The following is a 23209-nucleotide window of genomic DNA, read 5'->3' as shown; positions in this document are numbered from 1 at the left end:
TCTGGATTATCAGAATACACAGTTCCGACTACTTTGCCGAATACTGGAAAGAGCACCGTAAAGAGTGCCGGAACAAGTGCTGTTTTACAGGATAATTCTGTTTACCCGTCCAATGCGACATGTTTGGTGTTATGCCACTGAAAATATCCGATGATAATACTAAAGATAAGCGTATTCTCAATGAGATAATGCAGGGTTTCCTTATCGGTCAGTGAGTACTCGTACAGGCTGGTAAAAGGCAGATTCAGACTTGCCAGAGTAACCAGCATCGCCAGGGGAAATCCCATTCTGATCAGTGCTACCATAATAAAGAAATGAAATGGTCCCTGCTCAACCTGTCTTCTGGCTTTTTCCGGATCAGGGTATTTCAGTTTAGCATCCCCGGCGATCAGATCACCGTCGACCAGAATCTGGCAGCCTTTGGCAGTGATGCGGACATCTATCTCTCTGGATTTATCGGTAAAGGTGTATAAGGTCTTCATACGGCCACACCAGTGTCGTGATGTGAGTTCTCCCTGCCTGATAATTTCACCGTCAATTTCAAGTTCGTATGAGCTGACCTTGTAAAATCCCGGCGCTTTATAACGTACTTTGATCAACTGATTGTTGACGCTGGCTTCCCACTCTCTGACTTTCATAAATCGCTCTGACTGTGACAGGTAAAGAATTATCAGACAAAGATCATAACGGGGCTGGCGTTATATTAAAGTGTCTGAACCTGTATGACGTAATAACGCTCTATAGGTTCAGTGGGTTGTGGCCCTATGTTGTAAACCTGGTTCTGATTCTTTTTACAAGCCGCCTGGCTCTGGCTGATGATTGGCATTTCAGATTAATTACCGGAGTTTCAGACTGAATAACTCCCATTGCTGATCATGAGCACCTCCCTGAGACTGATAAAACGCTTTGGCCCTTTGATTGGTACTCAGCACATCCCAGCGAACTTTACTGCCGCCCTGAGCCCGACAATCACTGATCAGTTGCTGCATCAGTTGTTGTCCCAGTTGTTGAGAGCGATAAGCCGGTTTTACGTACAGCTCTTTAATGTACCACCAGGGTTTCAGGTCATAACTGAACGGTAGCTGATAGAAGACCAGCATAGCGACCAGTTGTTGCTGATCTTCAGCAACCAGAGCCTGTACCTGCCCGGTCTGAAACATTACCTCAGTCAGGGCTTGTTCTGTGACACGAAATGCTGACAGATAGCCTTCGAATTCAGCCAGCGCCTGCATAAGAAGGAGCAGCTGAGGCTCATCGCCGGGCTGTGCCCGGCGAATTCGACAGTTCTGATCTGTTGTTTTACTGCTCATGATGTTTATCTTATTGCCCATGACTCTGCTCGGCTGGGTTTTGTGTGGTCAGCTGAAAACCTTCATCAATCCAGCCGGTGACACCGCCGATCATTTTTTTCACCGGACGATCTGCTTTAGCCAGACGGATCGCGGCTTTTTCAGTGGCATTGCAATGAGGTCCGGCGCAGTAAACCACAAACAGGGTATCTTGCGGATAATCGGCCAGCGTTTGTTCATTAATACGCTGATGGGGCAGATTAATGGCGCCTTCAATATGCCCGGCTTCAAAGGCTGATGTGCCTCGTACATCCAGCAATACGAAATCCTGGCGGCCATTGGATAGAGCATGGTGAACATCCCAGCAATCGGTTTCGAAACGAAGCAGGGCTTCAAAATGTTGCAGAGCTTCCTGACTGTTAGCGGCGGCAACTCTTGATACGGCTGATGACATAATCTTTATCCTTCTTTTATTTCGGCTAACTGATACTGGCTTTAGCTGCTTGCTATATCGCGTCTGATATAGCCTGCATTGGGTACAACCCGCATCTGAGCGTGTTGGTTAATGTCAGAGTCATTGTGTCCTGATCGCGGATAATCTACGATTGGCTGGAAAGACATAGTTCGATAACTTTCAGCCAAAATGGGTGAGAAAAGATTAAAACACTACAGAAAGGCTTTTTATGATGATTAAAAATATGACCGCTAAACATGACTGCTAAAGATGACAGCCCGGAAATGTGCCGGGTCGCCGTACTGAGTTATCCCGGAGTTGCGTTGTTTGAGCTGGCCTGTGCCGTTGAGTTGTTCGGTTTACCCCGGCCTGAGTTTGAGCACTGGTATCAGTGTCAGGTTGTGTGCTTTGAGCAGAAGCTGTCTGAAACCACGACGGGTCTTCTGCTACAGGCAACCCTGGTCGATGATCTGGATGATTACGATATGCTGATCGTACCCAGCTGGCCGGCAGGGATGAGAGATATTCCTGCACCACTGGCTGAGGCGGTACTGCGTTTTTATCGTTGCCAGAAACGGATTATCTCCTTTTGTTCCGGAGCGTTTTTACTGGCTGAGCTGGGGATCTTCGAAGGCAGAGATGCCACCACGCACTGGCGTTATGCCGAACAGTTTCAGCAACGTTTTCCTCAGACCCGTTATATCGATGATGTGTTGTATATCTATGATGGTCAGATCGGCTGTTCGGCGGGCAGCGCGTCGGGTATTGATCTGGGACTGGAGATTATTCGTCAGGATTTTGGCTATAACCTGGCCAACCAGGTTGCCCGGCGTCTGGTGGTATCTGCGCACAGAATGGGCGGGCAGTCTCAGTTTGTGGAAACTCCGGTCCTTGAAGTACCCAATCAGTTCTCGGCATCCATTGACTGGGCATTAAGTCATCTGGACAGTGAGATTGATGTCAATGAACTGGCTGGCCGGGCCAGTATGTCCCGACGTACTTTTGATCGTAAGTTTCGCTCCAGCTTTAATATGAGCCCTAAAGCCTGGCTGATTCAGCAACGGCTGGAGAAAGCTAAACGTTTGCTGGAAAGTGAAGGTTACAGTGTAGAAAAAGTGGCTGAATTAAGCGGTTTTGATAACGCCATTACTATGAGGCATCACTTCAGAAAATCCCTGAGTATCTCTCCGGTACAGTATCGTCAGCAGTTTAAAGATTCGGGCTTATCGATGAATTGACGCTGTTCTGCTGATCCGGTGTATGTTCAGATCCCTTACAAGGAACAAGGAACAAGGAACAAGGAACAAGGAACAAGGAACAAGGACATAAAAAAGGCCTGTATCAACAGGCCTTTGATCACTGACCAATCTCTATTTCGGATGAGATGAACCCGCGATGGCAATGCACAGTGAGCATCACGGCGAGCTGTGCAGAGCATGTGTTTCTGATAATTACTTACTGAACTCAGGAATGATGTAGCGACCGTAATTGGCGATAATCTCTTCTTCGTCTCCGCTGTCCAGATAGATATTGAACTGAGTAACACCGGCTTCTTCCAGGTTCTTGACCTTAGCGATATGATCTTCAACGCTGCCCAGTACACAGAAGCTCTTCACGATATCATCGCTGATAAAGTCCAGATAAGGGTTATCGCTCTGACCGTGTTTGGAGTAATCATAACCGCGACGCTGTTCAATGTAATCAGTCAGGCTGCGAGGTACCAGGCCGGAATCACTGCCATATTTTTCAACGATATCAGCCACATGGTTGCCTACCATCGCCGGGAACCAGCGGGTCTGCTCGATGCAGTAATCCATATCACCAAAATACGCTGGAGCGGCGGCCTGAACTTTATAACCTGACATATCCTTGCCAGCTTCCTGACCGGCGGATATCGCCTGATCTGCAAACCATTTCACCAGTGACGGTTCTGCAATCTGCAGAATAACGCCATCACCGGTTTCACCGGCCGTTTTCAGCGCTTTCGGGCCGTAAGCTCCGATCCATACCGGTAGCTCATAACCATCAGCCCATGGGAATTTTACTGGCGAAGCACACTCTTCATAAGTCACTTCTTCGCCGCGGACCATGGCTTTTACTTTTTCAGTAAATTCCGCTACCCGGGCCAGTGTTGCAGGCTTTTTACCCATCACACGCATCGAGGAATCACCACGGCCCAGACCGATATCAAAACGGCCATTACTCTGCAGCGCCAGACTGGCATACAGGCTGGCCGCCAGTGACCAGTCACGGATATTCGGGTTCGTGACACAAGGCGCAAAGCGCATTTTGCTGGTGTGCTCCATGCACATCGCCATAGCGACAAAGGATTCCCGCCACAGGATATGAGAGTCGTAGAACCAGCAGTATGTAAAGCCGGCATTTTCTGCCTGACGAACCAGTGCACGAGCGCGTTCCGGGCTGACAAAACCTTTAAACGTGATACCAAATTCCATAATGTATTCCTTCTTATTTTTAGCTGAACACTCATGGGGCTAAGCGCACACCGTATGAGTGGCTGTTGTGATATTCAGACAGAACAAACGTTATTGATAATTGAGAGTTGTGGGGTTAATGGCCCTCAGGCGGGCAAATTCGGATACCGGCATGACTGAAAGGCACCTCTTTGGAGATATTCAGCCGGATCAGAATCGGAGTAATAGCTTCAATACAGCGGGCGCTTTCGGCCAGCCCTGCGTTATAGGCTTTGGTGCCCAGGGATTCACACAATGCCATCACGGTCTTTTTGGCTGCCAGATCATTGCCACACACCAGGATGTCGCAGTTCAGAGGGCGTTCCAGATCATTCAGTGTGACGGCGGATACGTTATGTAAGGCACCGACAACCGCGACCTCATCACCCAGCAGGGCCTGGGCGGCTTCTGTGGCCGATCCTGCTTCTGGCATGTCAACCGCTTTAGGGTTACCCGGAGCCAGAGGCACCACGATATCCACCAGAATTTTGCCGTTGAGCAGGGGCCTGATCGCCTCCAGCGTGGCATCATGTGCCGCGTAAGGTACGGATAGAATGACCAGTTCATCAGCCTGTTGTGTTGCTTCTTCCAGGCTGGTGCCAGATACGGATGTCTGATCCAGCAGTTCATTTAACTCTCTGGCACATTCGCGGGCTTTTTCACCATCCCGTGAACCAATCACAATCTCATGTCCTGCTTTAGCAAAGCGTTTGGCAAGACCTTTTCCCTGTGGGCCGGTACCGCCCAGAATAATGATTTTCATCGGAATAAATCCTCTTTGGCTGAACGAATAAGATCACGGCTGCTGCTGTCACAGGGTGTCCAGTGCAGGCCTCGGAAAATAATGACGGGGGTTGCTGCGCTTTTTTCCATCAGCAAACCTGAGGCTCCGGCCAGTTCATCGGCAAATGCCGGAGCGGTAACGGTGAGGGGGCGACCATAGGCATCGGTTTCCCCTTCCATCACCATCAATGCGGGGATGCTGGCCACGCCGATGGCAACATTGGTTTGTCCTAAGCGCCATGGGCGACCAAAGGTGTCGCTAATTACGACGCCTGTGGTAATGCCATAATGCTGGTTCAATTTGTCTGCGATCTGTCGGGCACTGCTGTCCGGATCGTCCGGCAGGGTAATCAGCATGCCTTCCTGATCGGCATTGGACTCATCTACGGCGGCATTGGCGCAGACGTGCCCCAGTTTGTGCTCTGCGATCAGTACCCCTTCTTTATGACCGGCGTGGCTGACCGCCCTGACAATACGATTAGACTGATCCAGTACCACCTGTACTTTGCGCGGGTCTTTATTGACTGTCCGGGCCAGTTCAATTGCATCCGGTCCGGGTTCAACATCCTGTAAAAAACGGATCGCTCCTTCACTTTTAGAGATCACTTTGTGAGCAATCACCAGGATATCACCCTGTTGCAGGGCTTTTTTCTGTTCATCTAACAGGGTGATAATGGCATCTGCCACGTCATCACCGGGTGCAAAATCCGGCAGACCTTCTAACCGGAACATCTCGATAGCTTCAGGCATAGTTCCACCCCTGCAGTGCTTCGCTGCTGGCCTCTTCTGCCTGTTGCAGATCTTTTAACTGATCGATATCCAGCGCTAGTCTGGGAAGGTTCAGAGCTTTAAAACTCAGGCCCCGGCGAACACACTCCTGCTGATGCTTCAGCGCAGAGTTGTGGCCGTAGCTGAAACACAGACTATCGGCCGGTTGCACCAGCAGAGCATTGGTGCCGCCATCGTCAGCAATGGCCAGCACGGCATCATGAGCGCTGGCTTCATTCAGCAACTGAGTAATATCTGCCACATTCAGCAGGGCCAGATCACCCGGCAGAACCAGCATGCCGTTGTAATCCCGCTGACTGACCCAGTGGGCGGCATCCTGAACGGCAGGGTTCAGCCCGGAGGGTCCATCCTGTTGCAGAGTCAGGCAGTTATATTCCCGCGCGGTGGCCAGAACTTCTTCTGAATCACTGACTACCAGGGTATCCAGATCAGAAAAGTAACTGCGTAAAAAACTCAGGGTATGGCGGAACAGCTGTATCGCCAGTGCCTGACGCTGCACCGGAGACAAGTCCTGGGATAACCTCTGTTTCGCTCTGTGTGGAGATTTCATCGGAACCACAATACAGATACTCATCAGCAGGCCTCCTTCTGGGTGGACCAGGCCAGTGCTGAATCCAACGCATCTTCGATCACTCTGATTTTGTCATCCAGCGACGACATCAATGTGGGCATGACACAGACATCCAGCCCTTGTTGGCGCAGTGCCAGGGCGTCATCTTTGTCCTGTTTATCAATCACCAGGCCATCTATCAGGCCCTGATACACACTGGCTACGCCCTGACTGTCACTACTGGCGTTGAGTAAATGCATCATTTTGTCAGCCGGACCTTTGACGGTTTTTCCGCCAATGAAAGGCGAGATTGCCAGCACATAGGCCTGACTGTTGCGAATGGCATCCATCACACCGGGAATAGCCAGAATGACATTCAGGCTGACCACCGGGTTGCTGGGAGCGAGCAGAATAATGTCACTGCGTGAGATGGCGGCTTCTGCTTCCGGGGTGATACGGGCCTGGCGTATACCCTGATAGTCGATGGCTTCTATCTCAGGCTGGCAGCGATGCTGAACAAAATATTCCTGAAAACTGTGCCATTGATTGTTAAAGCGAATTCGGGTCTGCACCACATCATTGGTCGCCGGTAAAACAGGCATACTGATATCAAAGCGACGGCAGATGCTACGGGTCACCTGGGTCAGGCTTTTGCCCTGGTTCAACTGATTGGTCCGATAGATATGAGTGGCAAAGTCCAGATCGCCCAGAGTCATCCAGCTGTCTTCACCATAGGCTTTCAGCTCATTCAGGGTCTGGTAGCTTTCGTGTTGTCGGCCCCAGCCTCTCTGGCGATCAATATGATCGGCCAGGGAATACACCAGAGTATCCAGATCCGGTGAGACCCACAGACCATGAAAACGGTCGTCATCTCCGGTATTGCCGATGACCGTAGCGTGCTGACCATAACGGCTGTGCATCAGGCCTTCAGCTGCTTTAGCACCACCGACACCTCCCGCCAGTAAGGTAATTCTGCGCTGAGTCATACCGCCCCCTTAATCAGTCCGGATGTTTGTGGTGCTGCATGAATCTGTAAAGGCTGGTACAGGGTATTGCGCTGGATCGGAGTCAGCCCGGCAGACTGAATACGCTCCACCATATCTTCTGGCATCACTTCCTGACCGTGATTGCCACCAGCAGCGGTGGAGATACTTTCATTCATCAGAGTGCCGCCCAGATCATTGGCACCGGAGCGCAGCATTGAGCTGGCGACTTCTGGTCCCATCTTGACCCAGGAGGCCTGAATATTATCGATATGTCCCTGCAGCATCAGACGGGCGATGGCGTGCATCTTGTAATGTTCTTCTGCGGTGGGGCCCGGGCGTACCTGATCCGGATTGTCGTTATACAGTCGGGTTTCGTAGTGGATAAAACCCAGAGGTACAAACTCAGTAAAACCGCCGGTTTCTTTCTGAATTTCCCGTAACAGCGCCAGGTGTTCTGCCCAGTGAATGGGCTGATCTACGTGGCCATACATGATGGTGGCTGTTGTTCTGACACCGACGGAATGCGCCGCCTTAATAATGCGTACCCACTCCTGAGTGGTCAGCTTATTTTTGGTCAGCTGTTTGCGAACCTCAGTATCCAGAATCTCAGCGGCAGTACCAGGCATGGATCCAAGACCCAGAGATTTGAGGTCCCGCAAAAACTCTTCGGCGCTCTGACGGGCTTTGCGGGAGCCATACCAGATCTCAAAAGGAGAGAAGGCATGGATATGAATATCCGGCACCCGTTTTTTAACGGCAATCAACAGGTTACGATAGTAATCGGCGGTGATATCCGGGTGTAGCCCACCCTGTATGCAGACTTCTGTAGCCCCCCGTAACCAGGCCTCTTCTGCCCGGTCTGCCACCTGTTCCGGTGACAGAAACTCGGCATTACCGGCATCTTTTTCAACGGCAAAGTTACAGAAGCGACAGCCCATATAGCAGACATTGGTAAAGTTGATGTTGCGGGTGATGACGTAACTGGCCTGATCACCACAACGTTGCTGTCGGACTTTGTTAGCCGTATCCAGCAGGGCATCAAACTCATCACCCTGAGCACTGAATAGCAGCACGGCATCCTCTATGCTCAGCTCCTGCTGGTTCAGCGCTTTTTTCAGGCGCTGCTGAATTTCTACTCTGAATAAAGTGTTCTCACAGGCGGCATTCATGCGACAAGCCTCCCTTGCTCAAAGAATGATTGATTGAGTTGTGTGACACGCTGCTGAAGATCCGCAGACAGATAATGCTGATGGCTCTGCTGATCCTGTTGGTTGTTTTGATAACGGGGATAGATGGTCAGGCGTTCGGCCAGCTCAAAGCCTTTACCCTGACAGGCAGTGTCCAGGCTACTGATCTGGGGCCAGGCCCGTTCCGGATTGATAAAGTCGCGGGTTACCGGCGAAATACCGCCCCAGTCATTGAGTCCGGCACTGATGTAAGCGCCGTAACCGGCTTCCAGATTGGGCGGAGCCTGCAGACTGATTTCAGCAGGCAGCATCAGACGGGCTACGGCCAGGGTCCGTTTCATCTCATCCAGATCCGGCTCCTGAGTACCGGCCATAGCCGTACCGGGTTTTGCGCGGAAATTCTGGATAATCACTTCCTGGATATGACCGTATTGCTGATGGATCTCACGAATAGCGGCCAGACTGGCAATACGATCCTGCCAGCTTTCACCGATACCGATCAGCAATCCTGTGGTGAAGGCGATATCCAGCTGGCCTGCGGCCTCAAGTGTCGCCAGGCGACGCTTTGGTGTTTTGTCCGGACAACCGTGGTGAGCACCGCCCTGTTTCAGCAGATCCAGGGTGATGTTTTCCAGCATCATGCCCATGCTGGCCGCAACAGGTTTAAGCTGTCTCAGCTCCTCTTTACTCAGAGCTCCGGCGTTGATGTGTGGCAGCAACCGGGTATTGTCCAGTACGTTCTGACACTGATCATGCAGATAATCCAGAGTGCTGCGAGCACCCAGTTTTTCCAGCCACTGGCGCGCCAGATCATGACGCTGTTCCGGGCGTTCTCCCAGGCTGAACAGAGCTTCTTTGCATCCGGCCTGTTCACCCTGAAGGGCGGTTTCCAGTACCTGGCCCGGTGTCATATAACCGGCTTCCGGTGAGTCAGGGGCTTTGACAAAGGTGCAGTAACCGCACTGGTCACGGCACATGTTGGTCAGTGGAATAAAGACTTTTCTGGAATAGGTCAGGGTGTGTCCCCAATGGTCATCGCGTACGGCAGATGCCTGTTCACAAAGGGCAAATAAATCAGGCCCGGTAGCCCGACCATAACTTTCTGCTTCCCGAATATTCAGCATTGTTTTACCCCCTGAACCGGTGTCTGAGAAAAAGTTTTACCAAATGGTATAAAAACAAATATCAGAAAATTTCTGGAGGGTAAACTGGTTTTTTTTAGTGCGTGAGATGCGCCATTCTGGTGAGGTGTCGGGTTTTTGAAGGCCAGAGCAGTTGGAAATCATCCGGCAACGAAGCCGGTTTTTTACTGGGCCGGGACAGGAATTTTGTGGCTGAAAATCAGGGCAAAAAAACGGCGTTTCTGCAGAGAAAATCCCTGCAGAAAACAGGGGAGAATTTTTTTAATCGGCACCAATAGCGCGCATCACCATCTGGGTGATGGCTGCTTCGGCCTCATCAAAATCGTCATCGTCCAGTTGAGGTTTATCGAGCAGGATCTCCATTTGCACCGAAAAATCGGCATAGGTCTGGGTGGCAGCCCAGATGGTGAAGAACAGGTGACGAGGATCGACGGGTTTGATCAGACCTCGCTCAACCCATTGATTTACAACAGCAACATCCCGTTCGAACTGAGGCTTCAGCTGGCTGATCAGATGCGCTTTCAGTACCGGTGCACCGCTGATTACTTCGTGAGCAAACACTTTGGAACTATTGGGATATTCCCGGGATAAGCGTAGCTTTTCGTGCACATACCGTCGGATAACTTCTTCAGGGTTCTGCGTGGGTGACTCCAGCATGGATAATTTTTCCATCCAGATATCCAGAATTTCCTGCAGTACTCTTTTGTAGAGTAAGTCCTTGTTTGGAAAGTAATAAATAAGATTTTGTTTGGATATTTTTGCTGTTTCAGCAATCCGATCCATAGTGGAGCCACTGAAGCCTTTAGTCGCAAATACGATCTCAGCAGCTCGGATAATTCTGGCTTCCAACAGTTCCCTGTTAGCCGATTTTTTACGCGTTTTCCGTTTAGTTTCAGACACAGTCAGACCACTAAAAATTCTATACTTTTTAAGACGCTATAACGATAAACCTAACAGGCAAAACAGGGAAGTCCCGGATAATCTAATATACACTTTCCAGGAGCTGGCCTGCTAATTGCTTCCCATTTTTTCATCGCATTGTGACGCTCATGTGAACCTGTGACTGTCTTTGAAATTGCATCAGAAATAGTCGCAGGTTTTTCTTTGAGTATTTTCTTACCATATGGTAAAAGTTTTAGTCCTGTGGAGGTCTGAAACGCCGGTAATCCACGAAATCCGGGGCTTCCAGAGGTTCTCAGGAAGTGCCGAATCGTGATAGCAGGGCCGCTAACGCCTTGTTATCAGAAAGGAAAATCGGAGCAGGCTGCACTAAACCAGAAGGAGATAGTGATGACTGATTTACGTATCAACCAGCAACGGCTCTGGGACACTCTGATGGAGATGGGCCAGATTGGTGGCACGGAAAAAGGCGGTTGTAATCGCCTGGCCGGAACCGATCTGGATAAGCAGGCGCGAGATCTGTTTGTCTCCTGGTGTGAGGCAGCGGGATGTGACATTACCGTTGACCGGATTGGAAATATTTTTGCCCGTCGTCCGGGTCTGAATAACGATCTGCCCTCCGTTGCCACAGGCAGCCACCTGGACACCCAGCCTACAGGAGGAAAATTTGATGGTGTGTTTGGTGTGCTGGCCGGTGTGGAGGTGCTCCGGACTCTGCATGAAAACAATATTCAGACGCCGACTCCGATGGAGTTTACGGTCTGGACTAACGAAGAAGGTTCCCGTTTCCAGCCTGCGATGCAGGGTTCCGGTGTCTATGTCGGGCGTTTTGATCTGGAAGAGGAGCTGAATAAAACCGATGTCGATGGTATCCGTCTGGGTGATGAACTGGAGCGCATTGGCTATCTGGGTGATGCCGAACCGCGTAGTCGTAATTTTGGTGCTTTTTTCGAAACCCACATCGAACAGGGCCCGATTCTGGAAGATGCTGAAAAGAGTATTGGGGTCGTCCGCTTAGGCCAGGGCATTCGCTGGTACAACATCGACATTCAGGGGCGGGAATCTCACTCTGGTACTACACCGATGTATCTGAGAAAAGATGCTATGGTGGCTGCCTCTCTGGTGATCGCTGAACTGGAAAAGATGGCGCATCGCCATGAGAACGGTCTGGCAACCACAGGCTTTATGCAGGTCTACCCGAACTCCCGCAATACCATTCCAGGACATATCCGTTTCAGTGCGGATCTGCGTAACCCCAACCCGGATGTGCTGACCCGGATGCATGAAGAGCTACTGGCATTCTGTAAGCAACTGTCGGTGGACCGGGGACTGGAAATCAAAGTAGATCCATTCTGGTACTTCGCACCGGTTGAGTTCAATGCGTCTGATGACGTTAAAGCCGCGACCGAAAAACTGGGCTACAGCCATATGGATATCTATGCCGGAGCCGGACATGACGCCTGCTATATGGCAGACCTTGTGCCTTCAGGCATGATCTTCACTCCCTGCAAAGATGGTATCAGTCACAACGAAGTGGAATACAGCACCCCGGAGCAATGCGCCGCGGGAGCCAATGTTTTACTGCACACCATGCTGGAAGCCAGCGAGCGTATCGCCGGACAGACTTCCTGAACAATAACAACATGAGCGAACAATGCACGATTGAGTTGAGATAACCCTTCCCATAAATAAGGAGTCAATTATGACCAGTAAAGCAATAAAAAAGGGAGACTTTTACGAGCTTGAGGTAAAAGAGGATCTTAAAAACAGTTCGGCATATAACGATGATCTGGCACCCACCCGTGTTGAAGAACGCACCTGGAGCACAATGAATATTGCGGCACTCTGGGTTGGCATGGCGGTTTGTGTGCCTACTTATACTCTGGGCGGTGTATTAACCGCTTACTTCGGCCTTTCGGTGACAGAAGCACTGGTAACCATTCTACTGGCCAATGTCATTATTCTTATCCCTCTGATTCTTAACGCTTTTCCCGGTACCCGTTTCGGTGTGCCCTTCCCGGTAGTACTGCGCTCTTCTTTCGGCATTACCGGATCTAACATCCCTTGCCTGATCCGTGGTCTGGTCGCCTGTGGCTGGTTTGGTATTCAGACCATGTTTGGCGGTCTGGCGGTGCATCTGCTGTTCTCTGCTTTTTCAGATAGCTGGGCCTCTCTGGGCGGCACTGGAGAAGTGATCGGTTTCTTTATCTTCTGGGCTATGCAGATGTATGTGGTGATTCGGGGTTCTGAATCAATTCGCTGGCTGGAAACTCTGTCTGCGCCTTTACTGCTGTTAGTCGGATTCGGCCTGATGTTCTGGGCCAGTGGTAAAGTGTCTTTCACCGAAGTACTGGCAACACCGGCTACCCGGCCTGAAGGTGCCAGCTTCTGGGGATACTTTTTCAGTGGTCTGACCGCGATGGTCGGTTTCTGGGCAACGCTGTCGCTGAATATTCCGGACTTCAGCCGTTATGCCCGTTCGCAGAAAGATCAGATTAAAGGTCAGATTCTGGGCCTGCCACTGACGATGTTCTTCTTTGCGGCACTGGGTGTGGTTCTGACTGCGGCATCGACGACTCTGGTGGGTGAAACCATCTCTGACCCTATCTCCCTGATTGGTAAAATCGACAGTCCTTTCTGGGTCGCCATTGCGATGGTGCTGATTATTATCGCCACTATCTCGACCAATACTGCGGCTAATATTGTGTCACCAACTAACGACTTCCAGAACATCGCACCGAAATACATTAACCACACCCGTGGCGTACTGCTGACTGGTCTGGTGGGGATTCTGCTGATGAGCTGGGAACTACTGAAAAAACTGGGCTGGATCGTATCGGATGTCAGTGTTGAAAGTATGTATACCGGATGGCTGCTGGGTTATTCCAGTCTGTTAGGCCCGATCGCAGGGATTATGATTGTTGATTACTTCCTGGTGAAACGTCAGCAACTGGATCTGGTGGCACTGTATCAGAAAAACAGCACCTACCCTGAGTTTAATAAAGCCGGACTGATCGCTTTCGCCATTCCTGTCGCTATCACTGTGCTGTCGTTCAGCATTGATGCTCTGAGCTGGTTCTACAGCTACGGCTGGTTTACTGGTGCTTTCTCCGGTGCTGCGATCTATTACCTGGTGTCTGCGACTCAGTCCAGCCCTGTTTCGCACACCGCATTACAAGCTGAATAACAACAATAAGGACATAGGCTATGAACGTTTTATTAAAGGGCGGCACCGTGGTCACCCATGAAGAAACTTATGTTGCCGACATTTTATGTACTGATGGCGTGATTGCTGAAATTGGCGATAACCTGTCAGCAGCCGATGCCGAAGTGATTGATGCCACAGGCAAGATGATTATGCCAGGTGGTATTGACCCTCATACCCATATGCAACTGCCATTTATGGGCACGGTCGCGAAGGATGATTTCGCAACCGGTACTGCTGCAGCACTGGCCGGTGGCACCACGACAATTATTGATTTTGTGATTCCCAGCCCGCAGCAATCCCTGTTGGAAGCTTACCAGCAGTGGCGTGACTGGGCGGAAAAAGCACACTCCAATTACACTTTCCATGTGGCGATTACCTGGTGGGATGACTCCGTCGCCAGTGAGATGGAAACCCTGGTTGAAAAACACGGTGTAAACAGCTTTAAACATTTTATGGCCTATAAAAATGCCATTATGGCCACCGACGATATTCTGGTCGCCAGCTTTACTAAATGTCTGGAACTGGGTGCTATCCCGACAGTACACGCTGAGAACGGCGAGCTGGTTTACCATCTGCAGAATAAGCTGTTAGAACAAGGGGTTACAGGTCCAGAAGCACACCCGCTATCTCGTCCTTCCTCGGTAGAAGGTGAAGCGGCTAACCGGGCGATCTCCATTGCTAAAACCCTGGGTGCTCCGATTTATCTGGTGCATGTTTCCACAGAAGAAGCTACAGATGCTATTCGTTACGCCAAAGATCATGGCCATACGGTGTTTGGTGAAGTACTGGCCGGACATCTGGTGGTTGATGACAGTGTGTATCAGGATACTGATTGGGGCAAAGCCGCAGCGCACGTGATGAGCCCTCCATTCCGTCCGAAACATCACCAGGATGCGTTATGGAAAGGGGTTCAGGGTGGAGCACTACAGACCACGGCGACCGACCATTGCGCATTCTGTGCAGCACAAAAAGCGATGGGACAGGATGACTTTACCAAAATCCCGAATGGCACTGCCGGTGTTGAAGAACGCATGATGGTACTGTGGGAAAAAGGTGTGAATGACGGCAAGATTACCCCGAATGAGTTTGTGGCACTGACCTCAACCAACACGGCGAAAATCTTCAATATGTATCCGCAGAAAGGTTGTATCCGTGTAGGAGCCGATGCGGACCTGGTGGTATGGGATCCGAATCAGAGCCGTACATTATCGGCTGCCACGCATAAATCAGCCATTGAACACAGTATTTTTGAAGGTATGGAAGTACAAGGCGTACCTGAAACCACACTGTGTAACGGTAAAGTGGCTTACCACAAAGGTGAGATCAGAAGTCAGTCTGGTGATGGCCGATATATTGACCGTCCGACTTATGCGCCTTTTTATGAATCACTGCGTAAACGCAAGGAGCTGAATCAGCCCAGGGCCGTCATCCGTTAACCGGGTATCGATCAGGACTGACTCGCTGATAATGGGGAGGACTGAACATTGGTTTTCTCCTCCCTGCTATCTTAATGGCCTGATGCCTTTTACTTTATCTCAGACAGCAGTTCCGGCACTGTCGGGTATCCCCGTCGCCTGATCATCGTTAACAACGACATGAACCTGCGCCTCAACCCTGAGCTGAGGGTTGTTAATGACATTCTGATTCAGGCAGGAATCCAGAGCTGGCCCAGGCTTAACCTGTGCACTGGAATGTAGTTAAATTAATCATATAAAGCCTGTCTATTAATTATGCCTTGTCAATCCGTTGAAGCGTTCATGTTCGAAATATACCTGCTGGAACATACACGTTTGTACTGGCAGTCTGAAATGGAGGCGTAAAAAGGCGAATAGAAACTCTGACAGGCATACTTTTAATAGGCTGATGCATAGTGTAAGCCTGTCGATATGTCTCTGTGGTTTGCTCCTGGCTGGTGCGGTTTTTTTGTTTTATGCACTATCTTAGGACTAAGGTCTTAGATGAGATGCACCCTAATAAGGCCTGAATATTCTGATACAAAACTTAACATTCTGATTTTTATCATAAAATATCAAATTTGATGCCCTATCAGGTATGCGCTGACCTGGTACATATTCTGCTAAATCAGCAGTCCATGAAATGTTTGCTCACTGCATGAGTAAATGGAAATTTTATATAAGCTAGTACGACAGCCCTTAAAAAGACTGCGAATAACAGAGATAACAACCGCAGCGGAACTTTAAGTGCTTATGTACAGGAATGTACCTATGCCACAATATTCAGCACAAACAAATAGCAAAAAAGGAATCTCCTTCCGTTTACATCTGCTCCTGGGGCTATCTGTTCCCCTGGTTGCTTTGCTTTTCCTTGGTATGCTCAGCCTGTGGGGAATGAAAGAGATTTCCAAAGATGTTGAGACCATTTATGCCGATCGTGTTATTCCCTTAACAAAGTTGAAAACGATCGCAGATGATTACGCTGTACTTATCATAGATGCCGTCAATAAAGCCGATGCGGGCTTATCCACTGCATCAAAAGCCCGACAGGATATTGCGACCGCACAAAGCCGGATCGACAAACTGTGGAAGGCCTACCTGGCAATGCCATTAACCGCTGAAGAAAAAGCACTGGTTGAAGACGCTAATATTTTATTTGCTGCGGCTAATAGAGATATTGCACAGGCGCAAATTCTGTTGTCTCAGGTGCCTGAGCAGGCCAGGGGGCTGCTGGATCAGATTAATGGCCCTCTGTACAAAACCATCGACCCTATCAGTGAAAAAATAACTGAACTGGTTCAGCTGCAACTGGATATTGCCAGGCAGGAGTATGCCAATGCCCAGACCCATTATAACTGGATTCTGAACGCTATGATGGGGCTGCTGGTATTCACATTAACGGGCAGTGTGGTGTCCGGGTTCTATATTGTCATGCGGGTATCCCGGCAGGTCGGCGGAGAGCCTGAACAGGTACGTTATACAACAGAAAAAGTTGCAGAAGGTGATTTAACTGTCCGTATTCCTGAGCGGACGCACAGTGCGAGTATTCTGAAAGCGGTAGGTAGTATGACAGCTGCATTGGGTTCCGTTGTACATAATGTTAAAGATGCCAGTCAGGATGTTTCCGTGCTGGCTGAGCAGCTGCATCAAAGAACAGATTCGACCCGTGGTCTGCTGCATACTCAACAAAGTGAGATTGCACAAATTGTATCGGCGATGTCTGAGATGAATAGCACAGTGCAGAATGTTGCCCGGAACAGCGCACAAACCGTGCGTATTAATAAAGATGTACGTACAGAAATGACTCAGGGCAGGGAGATTGTGGATAAAAGTATTCAAAGTATCCACCAGCTGGCCCATGATATTAACCTGTCTGTGAAGGTGATTACCCGCTTAGCCAAAGATAGTGAAGAGGTAGGTACTATTCTGGCGGTGATTGGTGAAATTGCTGAACAAACCAACCTGCTGGCATTGAATGCTGCTATTGAAGCCGCCAGAGCCGGTGAGCAGGGACGCGGCTTTGCGGTTGTTGCCGATGAAGTGCGTACTCTGGCCAGCCGGACTCATGACTCGACGCATCAGATACAGGGCATGATTCAGAAAATTCAGGCCAGTGTTTCTGAGTCCGTGTCTGCAATGAAAAGTAACGAGTCAGAAGCCAGACAAGCCGTTAGCCTGGCAGAACAAACTCAGCAAAGTCTGAAAGAGATTGATAATGCCGTTTCTCTGGTCGATGAGATGAGTACCCAAATTGCCAGTGCAGCAGAACAGCAAAGTGCGGTAGCAGATGAGATTCAGCATAATCTGACCGTGATCAGCGATATTACCCAAAGTACCAACGATGCTTTCGAAGAGGTCTGGCAGGCTGCCAATAATCTGGAAGGTGTTTCGAAGCAGTTGGGGCAGCAGGTTAACTACTTTCGAATCTGAAGTGTAGCACCGGGCACCCGGAGAAAAAGCAATAGTTAAACTTTGTAACAGGAATATCTCTTTTATGGCGTGCAGATAACGGCTCCAGACTAACTATCACTTTGGCTGTTTCATGTTTTTACACAAATTACAATATTGCATCGCAATATAAGAATTTGTTGGTTGATGCAGATCAAATAAGTCTATTAAATGGCCCCTCTTTAATATCTGGCCTATGCCAGAAGACTATTTCTGATCCCGCAACAACAAAAATACATCAGGGATTTAAACGTGATGCAATAATGATGAGGGGTTATGCAGATATTTTTTCGTCAGTTCAGAATCCGGCACCGGATCAGCTTTATTCTTTTAACGTTTTTTTCTTGCATGGCATTGCTGATTTTTCTGATTCTGCGTCAGGAGAAAGCAAACCTTGAGCAGCAAAAAGTATCCGAACTGAAACATCTTGCACAGTCGGTGGCATCTTTACTGGACAGTTATCAGCAACAGGTGCAGGCCGGTGAGCTGAGTTCATCAGAGGCCTATCGTCAGGCAAGAGAGAAGGTTTCCCGGCTGCGTTTTGGTGATAATGACTATTTCTGGCTGATGGATCTTCAGGGTAATTATCTGATGCACCCTTTTAACCAGGAGCTTCTGGGTCAGAATGCGGTGGCAACCCGTGATATCAAAGGCAATGCTTTTCTGACTACGATGAGTCGTGATCTGCAGCAATCTGGTGAAAGCTATACCCGATATTACTGGACTCGTCCGGGGCAGAGTGGGCATGTGCCTAAAATGGCTTACATTCTGGCTTATGAACCCTGGGGCTGGTCAATTGCAACCGGTGTTTATATTGATGATCTGGATGAGATTTTCTGGCATCAGGCCTACTCCATAATACTGACCAGTACTGGACTGATGCTGGTACTTATTCTGATGGTCTGGGCACTGGGACGCAGCATCACATCGCCGCTGAATGCCACACTTCAGGCGATGAAAGCGATCAGTCAGGGAGACGGTGATCTGACTTCCCGACTGGATGTTAAGGGGCAGGATGAGATCAGCGAGCTGACCGATGCGTTCAATGTCTTTGTGAATCGGATTCATCAGGTCATTATTAAAGCAGGGCAAGCATCGGAAGCGGTTTCTGCCGCAGCAGAGGAGTTGTCTTCCATTACGAAAGAAAGCAGCCGGACGATTGAACATCAGGCCAGAGAAACCGATCAGGTAGCCAGTGCGATTCATCAGATGTCCGCTACCGTACATCAGGTCGCACAAAGCGCTGGTGAAGCGGCTCAGGCTGCAAATCGGGCCGATCAGCAGGCAATTGAGGGCAAAAATCAGGCGCAGACAGCGATTGGTGCGATCCACAGTCTGACAGGACATATCCGCAATTCATCTGATGTCATTCAACAACTGCGTAATGACAGTGAAAATATTGGCTCCGTACTGGATGTCATTCGAAGTGTTGCAGAACAGACCAATCTGCTGGCACTGAATGCAGCGATTGAAGCAGCCCGTGCCGGGGAACATGGCCGGGGCTTTGCGGTTGTCGCCGATGAGGTACGCAGTCTGGCCCAGAGAACTCAGGAAAGCACCGATGAGATTCAGTCCATGGTGGAAACTTTGCAGGAAGCGGCTCAGCAAGTGGTTGTCGTGATGAGTACCAGCCTGACCTTTACCGAAGAAACGGAACAGAAAGCCCAGGCGGCAGGCTGTGCAATGGAACGCATTATGGAAGCGGTAGAGGCCATTCGCGATATGAATGATATGATTGCCAGTGCCGCTGAACAGCAGTCCATCGTGGCAGAAGAGATTAATCGAAGTGTCGTCAGTATTGTTGATATTTCTAATGGTTCCGCCACGGCAACCGAGCAGGTTAATCAGGCCAGCCAGGAGCTGGCGGTACAGTCTGATTCTCTGCATGGGCTGGTGTGTCAGTTCAGAGTATAAGCCTCTGGCCCTTTGTTTGGTTAATTCGTAGCATAATGCTTAATTTAATAACATTTATGCACTGTCTGCCAGCCGGAAGGCTGGCTACAATAGCCGCCTTAATCAAAGTAACAGGATGAAAGGTGGCAATTTGATCAGCCGATGGATGATCCTGACAGGTATCGTATTGTTAAGCGGTTGTGTACAGCAGGCACGATACCATCAGGAGACACTGAGCGAAATTAAACAGGTCCGCCAGGATCTCAGCAACTGGTATCAGCAGCAGAGTGTGGCCGGTCAACAGCAACAGGCCGATATTCAGCAGCTGACGACCCGACTGGACAAGCTGGAGCACCAGCTGTCAACGATCAGGACCACTAATCAGGACACTGCCAGATCTCTGTCAGCATTGCAGACGATGGTTGCATCGCGGCAGGAACCGGCCTCGAAGCGCCCGACCGAGATTGAACAGAACGGCCTCTCCCGGAACTATGATCGCCTGATTCTGGGCAGCCGTGAGTGGGTCTGGATTGACAGTATTGCCCAGCACCTTAAAGCCCGTGTTGATTCCGGGGCGACAACCTCATCTCTGAGTGCCTTTAATCAGGTATTGTTCGAACGCAATGGTAAAAAATGGGTTCGTTTTAAGCTGGAAGAAGGTGGTGACGCCTTATCTGTTGAAGCACCTTTACTTCGCTGGGCATACGTACAGCAGGCGTCATCCGACAAGCCTGACAAAAGGGCTGTGGTTGAGCTATGGATTCAGGTCGGAGGCGTACGAGAAAAAGCAGAATTTACCCTGTCTGATCGTCGAAAAATGACCTACCCTGTGCTGCTAGGGCGGGAGTTTTTTAAAGATATCGCGCTAATTGATGTCGGTAAGTCCTATATCCAGGGCAAGCAACGTCCCATGACTGAGACAGACGCCAGCGATAGCTCTGACACACACATATCCCCCTCTGATCCAGCGGCAAGTGAAGCTCCTGAAGATACAAAGGACCGTAAATCATGAGCCGCAGAGTTCCCTTTTATCTATTAACCCTGATACTGCTGGCAGCAGGTATTGCGCTTAGCATTTACCGGCATGATGTGTACAGCGTGCCCTGGACGCCGGGTGAAACCCGTGAACAATGGGTGGTTGAGGCCAGAATTAAGTTTATTGCAAAAGGTGATCCGGTCAGTGTTGTTATGCAGGCACCGGATACTCAGCCTGGTTTTACACTGATTGATGAGTCGGCGGCTTCTCAGGGCTATGGTTTCACACGAATAGAACAGCAGGGGCAGCGTCTGGCTCAATGGAGCGTGCGAGAGGCGCAAGACCATCAGCTGATTTATTACAAAGCCCGCTTTCTGGTTGACCCTGGTGCTCAGGTGCCGGTGACACCGCCTTTGCAGGCCGTGACGCCCCATATCTTTGAACATCAGAGACAGACAGCTGCTGTGGCCCTGTTGGAAGAAGCCAGTCGACGTTCTGCAGATACTGTGACGCTGGTCAGAGCGCTGGTGACTCAGTTCAATGACGAAGGTAATCAGAATGCAGCTTTGCTGCTAAACAGCCTGAACCGGGAAGATGCACTGGTTAGCCTGTTATCAATGAAAGGCATTGCAGCGCGTGTTGTCCCCGCTCTTAAATTAAAAGATGGACGCCGCAGGCAACCAGTATTGCCGATGGTCGAAATCTGGCAAGAACAGGAGCGCCAGTGGCTGCTGTTTGATCCGGTATCAGGTCGTGCCGGGCCTGACGAGCGCTTGCTGATCTGGGGGCAGAGCTATCAGTCCCTGCTGGATGTGGTTGGCGGCCGTGATTCTGATATCAGCTTTTCAATGCTGGCACAGGATATCCCTGCCCGACAGGCAACCTGGGAGAAAGTACAAGCTGAAGATCTGCTGAACTTTTCTATCCACAGCCTGCCGGTTGAAGAGCAGGCGATGTTTAAGACCATTATGCTGATTCCTGTAGGCGCGTTGATTGTGGTCTTTCTGCGGATTCTGGTGGGGATTAAAACATCAGGCACTTTTATGCCTGTGCTGATAGCCGTTGCGTTTGTGCAGACTCAGCTGGTTACAGGTATTGTCGGGTTTATTCTGATCGTCAGTACCGGACTGCTGATTCGCAGCTATCTGTCTCATCTGAACCTGTTACTGGTTGCCAGAATTTCTGCTGTGATTATTACCGTCATTCTGATGATTTCGGTCATGGCGGTTATCGCATTCCGTGTCGGGTTAGTTGAAGGACTGAGCATCACGTTTTTCCCGATGATTATTCTGTCCTGGACGATTGAGCGTATGTCTGTGTTATGGGAAGAGGATGGTGCTAAAGAGGTTCTGGTTCAGGGAGGCGGGTCCCTGGTCACCGCAGTGCTGGTGTATGGCGCAATGACAGACGAGCTGGTGCGCCATCTGACCTTCAATTTTGTTGGATTACAGTTGGTTATTCTGGCGCTGATTCTGTTGCTGGGTAACTATACCGGCTATCGCCTGACAGAGTTGCGCCGCTTCAGACCCTTAACGGAGTCAGACTGATGGGGATTCTCGACTGGTTGAAAATCCCGCAGCGTCTGCGCTCTCAGGGGGTGATGGGCATGAACCAGCGTAATCACAGTTATATTGGTCGCTACAATGACCGCAGGCGCTATCCTCTGGTGGATGACAAGCTGAAAACCAAGTTACTGGCGCAACAGGCTGGTGCCAGTGTACCAGGTCTGATTGGTGTGATTCGTCATCAGGGGCAGGTACGTCAGCTCAGCAAGATGATCAGTGCGCTGTCAGGCTTTGTTATCAAACCGGCGCAAGGGTCCGGCGGCAAAGGAATCCTGGTGATTACTCATCAGGAGCAGGGACGTTTCTTTAAACCCTCCGGGGCTGAGGTTTCGGCCTATGAGCTGGAGCGCCATGTCAGTAATATTCTGGCCGGGCTATTCTCTCTGGGAGGCAAGAATGATGTAGCCCTGATTGAGCATCTGATTGAGTTTGATGAACAGCTGGCTTGCTTCAGTTATGAAGGTGTGCCGGATATCCGGGTTGTGGTGTTTCAGGGTTTCCCGGTCATGGCGATGATGCGTTGTTCAACGGCCGCCTCAGATGGTAAAGCCAATTTACATCAGGGGGCCGTGGGTGTCGGGCTGGATATCGCTTCTGGACAGGCCGTTAATGCAGTACAGTTTGATCGACAAGTTTGTTATCACCCTGATACGCAGGCCGACCTGAAAACCTTGCAGGTTAGCGGTTGGGGAGCATTGCTGGAGTTGGCCGCCAGTGCCTGGGAAATGACAGAACTGGGCTATATTGGCACCGATATTGTTCTGGATAAACAGCATGGTCCTATGATTCTGGAGCTGAATGCCCGCCCCGGACTGGCGATACAGATTGCAAATGGTTGTGGACTGTTGCCGCGCCTGAAGCAGGTTGAGTCTCTGATCGACTCAGGACAGCATCAGGGCCTGACAGTTGCCGGGCGTGTCGCTTTCAGTCGGGAACACTTTGCGGTGTCTTCTATGCTGTAGAGCACGACCGTATTTTGAATACAGGCTTCAGGCAAGGACTAATCAGGCTTTAAGCCCGTGTTCCTGATAGCCTGTTTCCTCGTTTATGTGGAGAACTGGCTTTGCGAGGTGATGATGATGGGCAGATATATTTCAATACATTCACGCCG

Annotated in this window: 20 protein-coding genes and 1 pseudogene; 9 read left to right on the top strand and 12 right to left on the bottom strand. The window is 50.1% G+C overall.

Features of this window, described 5'->3' with window-relative positions; translation table 11 throughout:
- Nucleotides 1-101: 101 nt before the first annotated feature.
- From H4O21_RS00510 to H4O21_RS00500, 3 genes are all read right to left on the bottom strand, one after another.
- Nucleotides 102-638, bottom strand: a complete 537-nt coding sequence (locus tag H4O21_RS00510) for a hypothetical protein (RefSeq protein ID WP_182806856.1) — start codon at nt 636-638, stop codon at nt 102-104.
- Nucleotides 639-836: 198 nt separating this feature from the next.
- Nucleotides 837-1310, bottom strand: coding sequence for a GNAT family N-acetyltransferase (locus tag H4O21_RS00505; RefSeq protein ID WP_182806855.1), 474 nt, complete (start codon nt 1308-1310; stop codon nt 837-839).
- 10 nt (nt 1311-1320) lie between these two features.
- Entirely contained in the window at nt 1321-1743 is a 423-nt protein-coding gene (locus tag H4O21_RS00500; RefSeq protein ID WP_182806854.1) for a rhodanese-like domain-containing protein, read from the bottom strand.
- A 257-nt stretch (nt 1744-2000) separates the two neighbouring features.
- Between H4O21_RS00500 and H4O21_RS00495 the strand changes: the two genes are divergently transcribed.
- Nucleotides 2001-2981, top strand: coding sequence for a helix-turn-helix domain-containing protein (locus H4O21_RS00495; RefSeq protein ID WP_255487069.1), 981 nt, complete (start codon nt 2001-2003; stop codon nt 2979-2981).
- 213 nt (nt 2982-3194) lie between these two features.
- On the opposite strand, the gene H4O21_RS00490 is transcribed toward H4O21_RS00495, so the two are convergent.
- The 8 genes from H4O21_RS00490 to H4O21_RS00455 form a co-directional block, all read right to left on the bottom strand.
- On the bottom strand, nt 3195-4199 hold the full coding sequence (locus tag H4O21_RS00490) for a TIGR03842 family LLM class F420-dependent oxidoreductase (RefSeq protein WP_182806853.1): 1005 nt from the start codon (nt 4197-4199) through the stop codon (nt 3195-3197).
- A 115-nt stretch (nt 4200-4314) separates the two neighbouring features.
- The gene (npdG, locus tag H4O21_RS00485) at nt 4315-4980 is read right to left on the bottom strand and encodes an NADPH-dependent F420 reductase (protein ID WP_182806852.1); all 666 of its coding nucleotides are present in this window, start codon (nt 4978-4980) and stop codon (nt 4315-4317) included.
- The gene (gene cofE, locus H4O21_RS00480; RefSeq protein WP_182806851.1) at nt 4977-5750 is read right to left on the bottom strand and encodes a coenzyme F420-0:L-glutamate ligase; all 774 of its coding nucleotides are present in this window, start codon (nt 5748-5750) and stop codon (nt 4977-4979) included. Before cofE ends, npdG begins: the two co-directional genes overlap by 4 nt.
- Nucleotides 5743-6363 carry a 2-phospho-L-lactate guanylyltransferase gene (gene cofC, locus H4O21_RS00475; protein ID WP_182806850.1) on the bottom strand — a complete coding sequence of 207 codons (621 nt, stop codon included), beginning with the start codon at nt 6361-6363 and terminating at the stop codon, nt 5743-5745. Before cofC ends, cofE begins: the two co-directional genes overlap by 8 nt.
- On the bottom strand, nt 6363-7325 hold the full coding sequence (gene cofD, locus H4O21_RS00470) for a 2-phospho-L-lactate transferase (protein WP_182806849.1): 963 nt from the start codon (nt 7323-7325) through the stop codon (nt 6363-6365). Before cofD ends, cofC begins: the two co-directional genes overlap by 1 nt.
- Nucleotides 7322-8494: a 5-amino-6-(D-ribitylamino)uracil--L-tyrosine 4-hydroxyphenyl transferase CofH gene (gene cofH / locus H4O21_RS00465; protein WP_182806848.1), complete on the bottom strand. Its 1173-nt coding sequence runs from the start codon at nt 8492-8494 to the stop codon at nt 7322-7324. Before cofH ends, cofD begins: the two co-directional genes overlap by 4 nt.
- Nucleotides 8491-9636, bottom strand: coding sequence for a 7,8-didemethyl-8-hydroxy-5-deazariboflavin synthase CofG (gene cofG / locus H4O21_RS00460; protein WP_182806847.1), 1146 nt, complete (start codon nt 9634-9636; stop codon nt 8491-8493). Before cofG ends, cofH begins: the two co-directional genes overlap by 4 nt.
- Before the next feature lie 279 nt (nt 9637-9915).
- Entirely contained in the window at nt 9916-10554 is a 639-nt protein-coding gene (locus H4O21_RS00455; protein ID WP_182806846.1) for a TetR/AcrR family transcriptional regulator, read from the bottom strand.
- 390 nt (nt 10555-10944) lie between these two features.
- Here H4O21_RS00455 and H4O21_RS00450 point away from each other — a divergent pair, with 390 nt between their 5' ends.
- The 3 genes from H4O21_RS00450 (at nt 10945) to hydA (ending at nt 15198) form a co-directional block, all read left to right on the top strand.
- Nucleotides 10945-12186, top strand: coding sequence for a Zn-dependent hydrolase (locus H4O21_RS00450; RefSeq protein WP_182806845.1), 1242 nt, complete (start codon nt 10945-10947; stop codon nt 12184-12186).
- A 70-nt stretch (nt 12187-12256) separates the two neighbouring features.
- Nucleotides 12257-13741 (top strand): NCS1 family nucleobase:cation symporter-1, encoded by a 1485-nt coding sequence (locus H4O21_RS00445; RefSeq protein ID WP_182806844.1) that lies wholly within the window; start codon nt 12257-12259, stop codon nt 13739-13741.
- 20 nt (nt 13742-13761) lie between these two features.
- Nucleotides 13762-15198 carry a dihydropyrimidinase gene (gene hydA, locus H4O21_RS00440; protein WP_182806843.1) on the top strand — a complete coding sequence of 479 codons (1437 nt, stop codon included), beginning with the start codon at nt 13762-13764 and terminating at the stop codon, nt 15196-15198.
- Nucleotides 15199-15297: 99 nt separating this feature from the next.
- Here the strand turns inward: hydA and H4O21_RS00435 are convergent.
- A pseudogene (locus tag H4O21_RS00435) lies at nt 15298-15444 on the bottom strand (delta-class carbonic anhydrase); the annotation flags it as partial.
- 543 nt (nt 15445-15987) lie between these two features.
- Here H4O21_RS00435 and H4O21_RS00430 point away from each other — a divergent pair.
- The 5 genes from H4O21_RS00430 to H4O21_RS00410 all read left to right on the top strand — a co-directional run bounded on the left by H4O21_RS00430 (nt 15988) and on the right by H4O21_RS00410 (nt 23060).
- The gene (locus H4O21_RS00430) at nt 15988-17646 is read left to right on the top strand and encodes a methyl-accepting chemotaxis protein (protein WP_182806842.1); all 1659 of its coding nucleotides are present in this window, start codon (nt 15988-15990) and stop codon (nt 17644-17646) included.
- Nucleotides 17647-17940: 294 nt separating this feature from the next.
- Nucleotides 17941-19578: a methyl-accepting chemotaxis protein gene (locus H4O21_RS00425; protein WP_182806841.1), complete on the top strand. Its 1638-nt coding sequence runs from the start codon at nt 17941-17943 to the stop codon at nt 19576-19578.
- Nucleotides 19579-19708: 130 nt separating this feature from the next.
- The gene (locus tag H4O21_RS00420) at nt 19709-20569 is read left to right on the top strand and encodes an ATP-dependent zinc protease family protein (RefSeq protein WP_220495449.1); all 861 of its coding nucleotides are present in this window, start codon (nt 19709-19711) and stop codon (nt 20567-20569) included.
- Nucleotides 20566-22080 carry an inactive transglutaminase family protein gene (locus tag H4O21_RS00415; protein WP_182806840.1) on the top strand — a complete coding sequence of 505 codons (1515 nt, stop codon included), beginning with the start codon at nt 20566-20568 and terminating at the stop codon, nt 22078-22080. The genes H4O21_RS00420 and H4O21_RS00415 overlap by 4 nt, the downstream gene beginning before the upstream one ends.
- On the top strand, nt 22080-23060 hold the full coding sequence (locus tag H4O21_RS00410) for an alpha-L-glutamate ligase-like protein (protein WP_182806839.1): 981 nt from the start codon (nt 22080-22082) through the stop codon (nt 23058-23060). The genes H4O21_RS00415 and H4O21_RS00410 overlap by 1 nt, the downstream gene beginning before the upstream one ends.
- Nucleotides 23061-23209 lie beyond the last annotated feature (149 nt).

Origin of the sequence: Oceanospirillum sediminis (genome assembly GCF_014164585.1) — a bacterium.
GTDB lineage: Bacteria > Pseudomonadota > Gammaproteobacteria > Pseudomonadales > Halomonadaceae > Oceanospirillum > Oceanospirillum sediminis.
The sequence above is the reverse complement of the archived record's forward strand: the minus strand, read 5'-3'. Positions and strand labels throughout refer to the sequence as shown.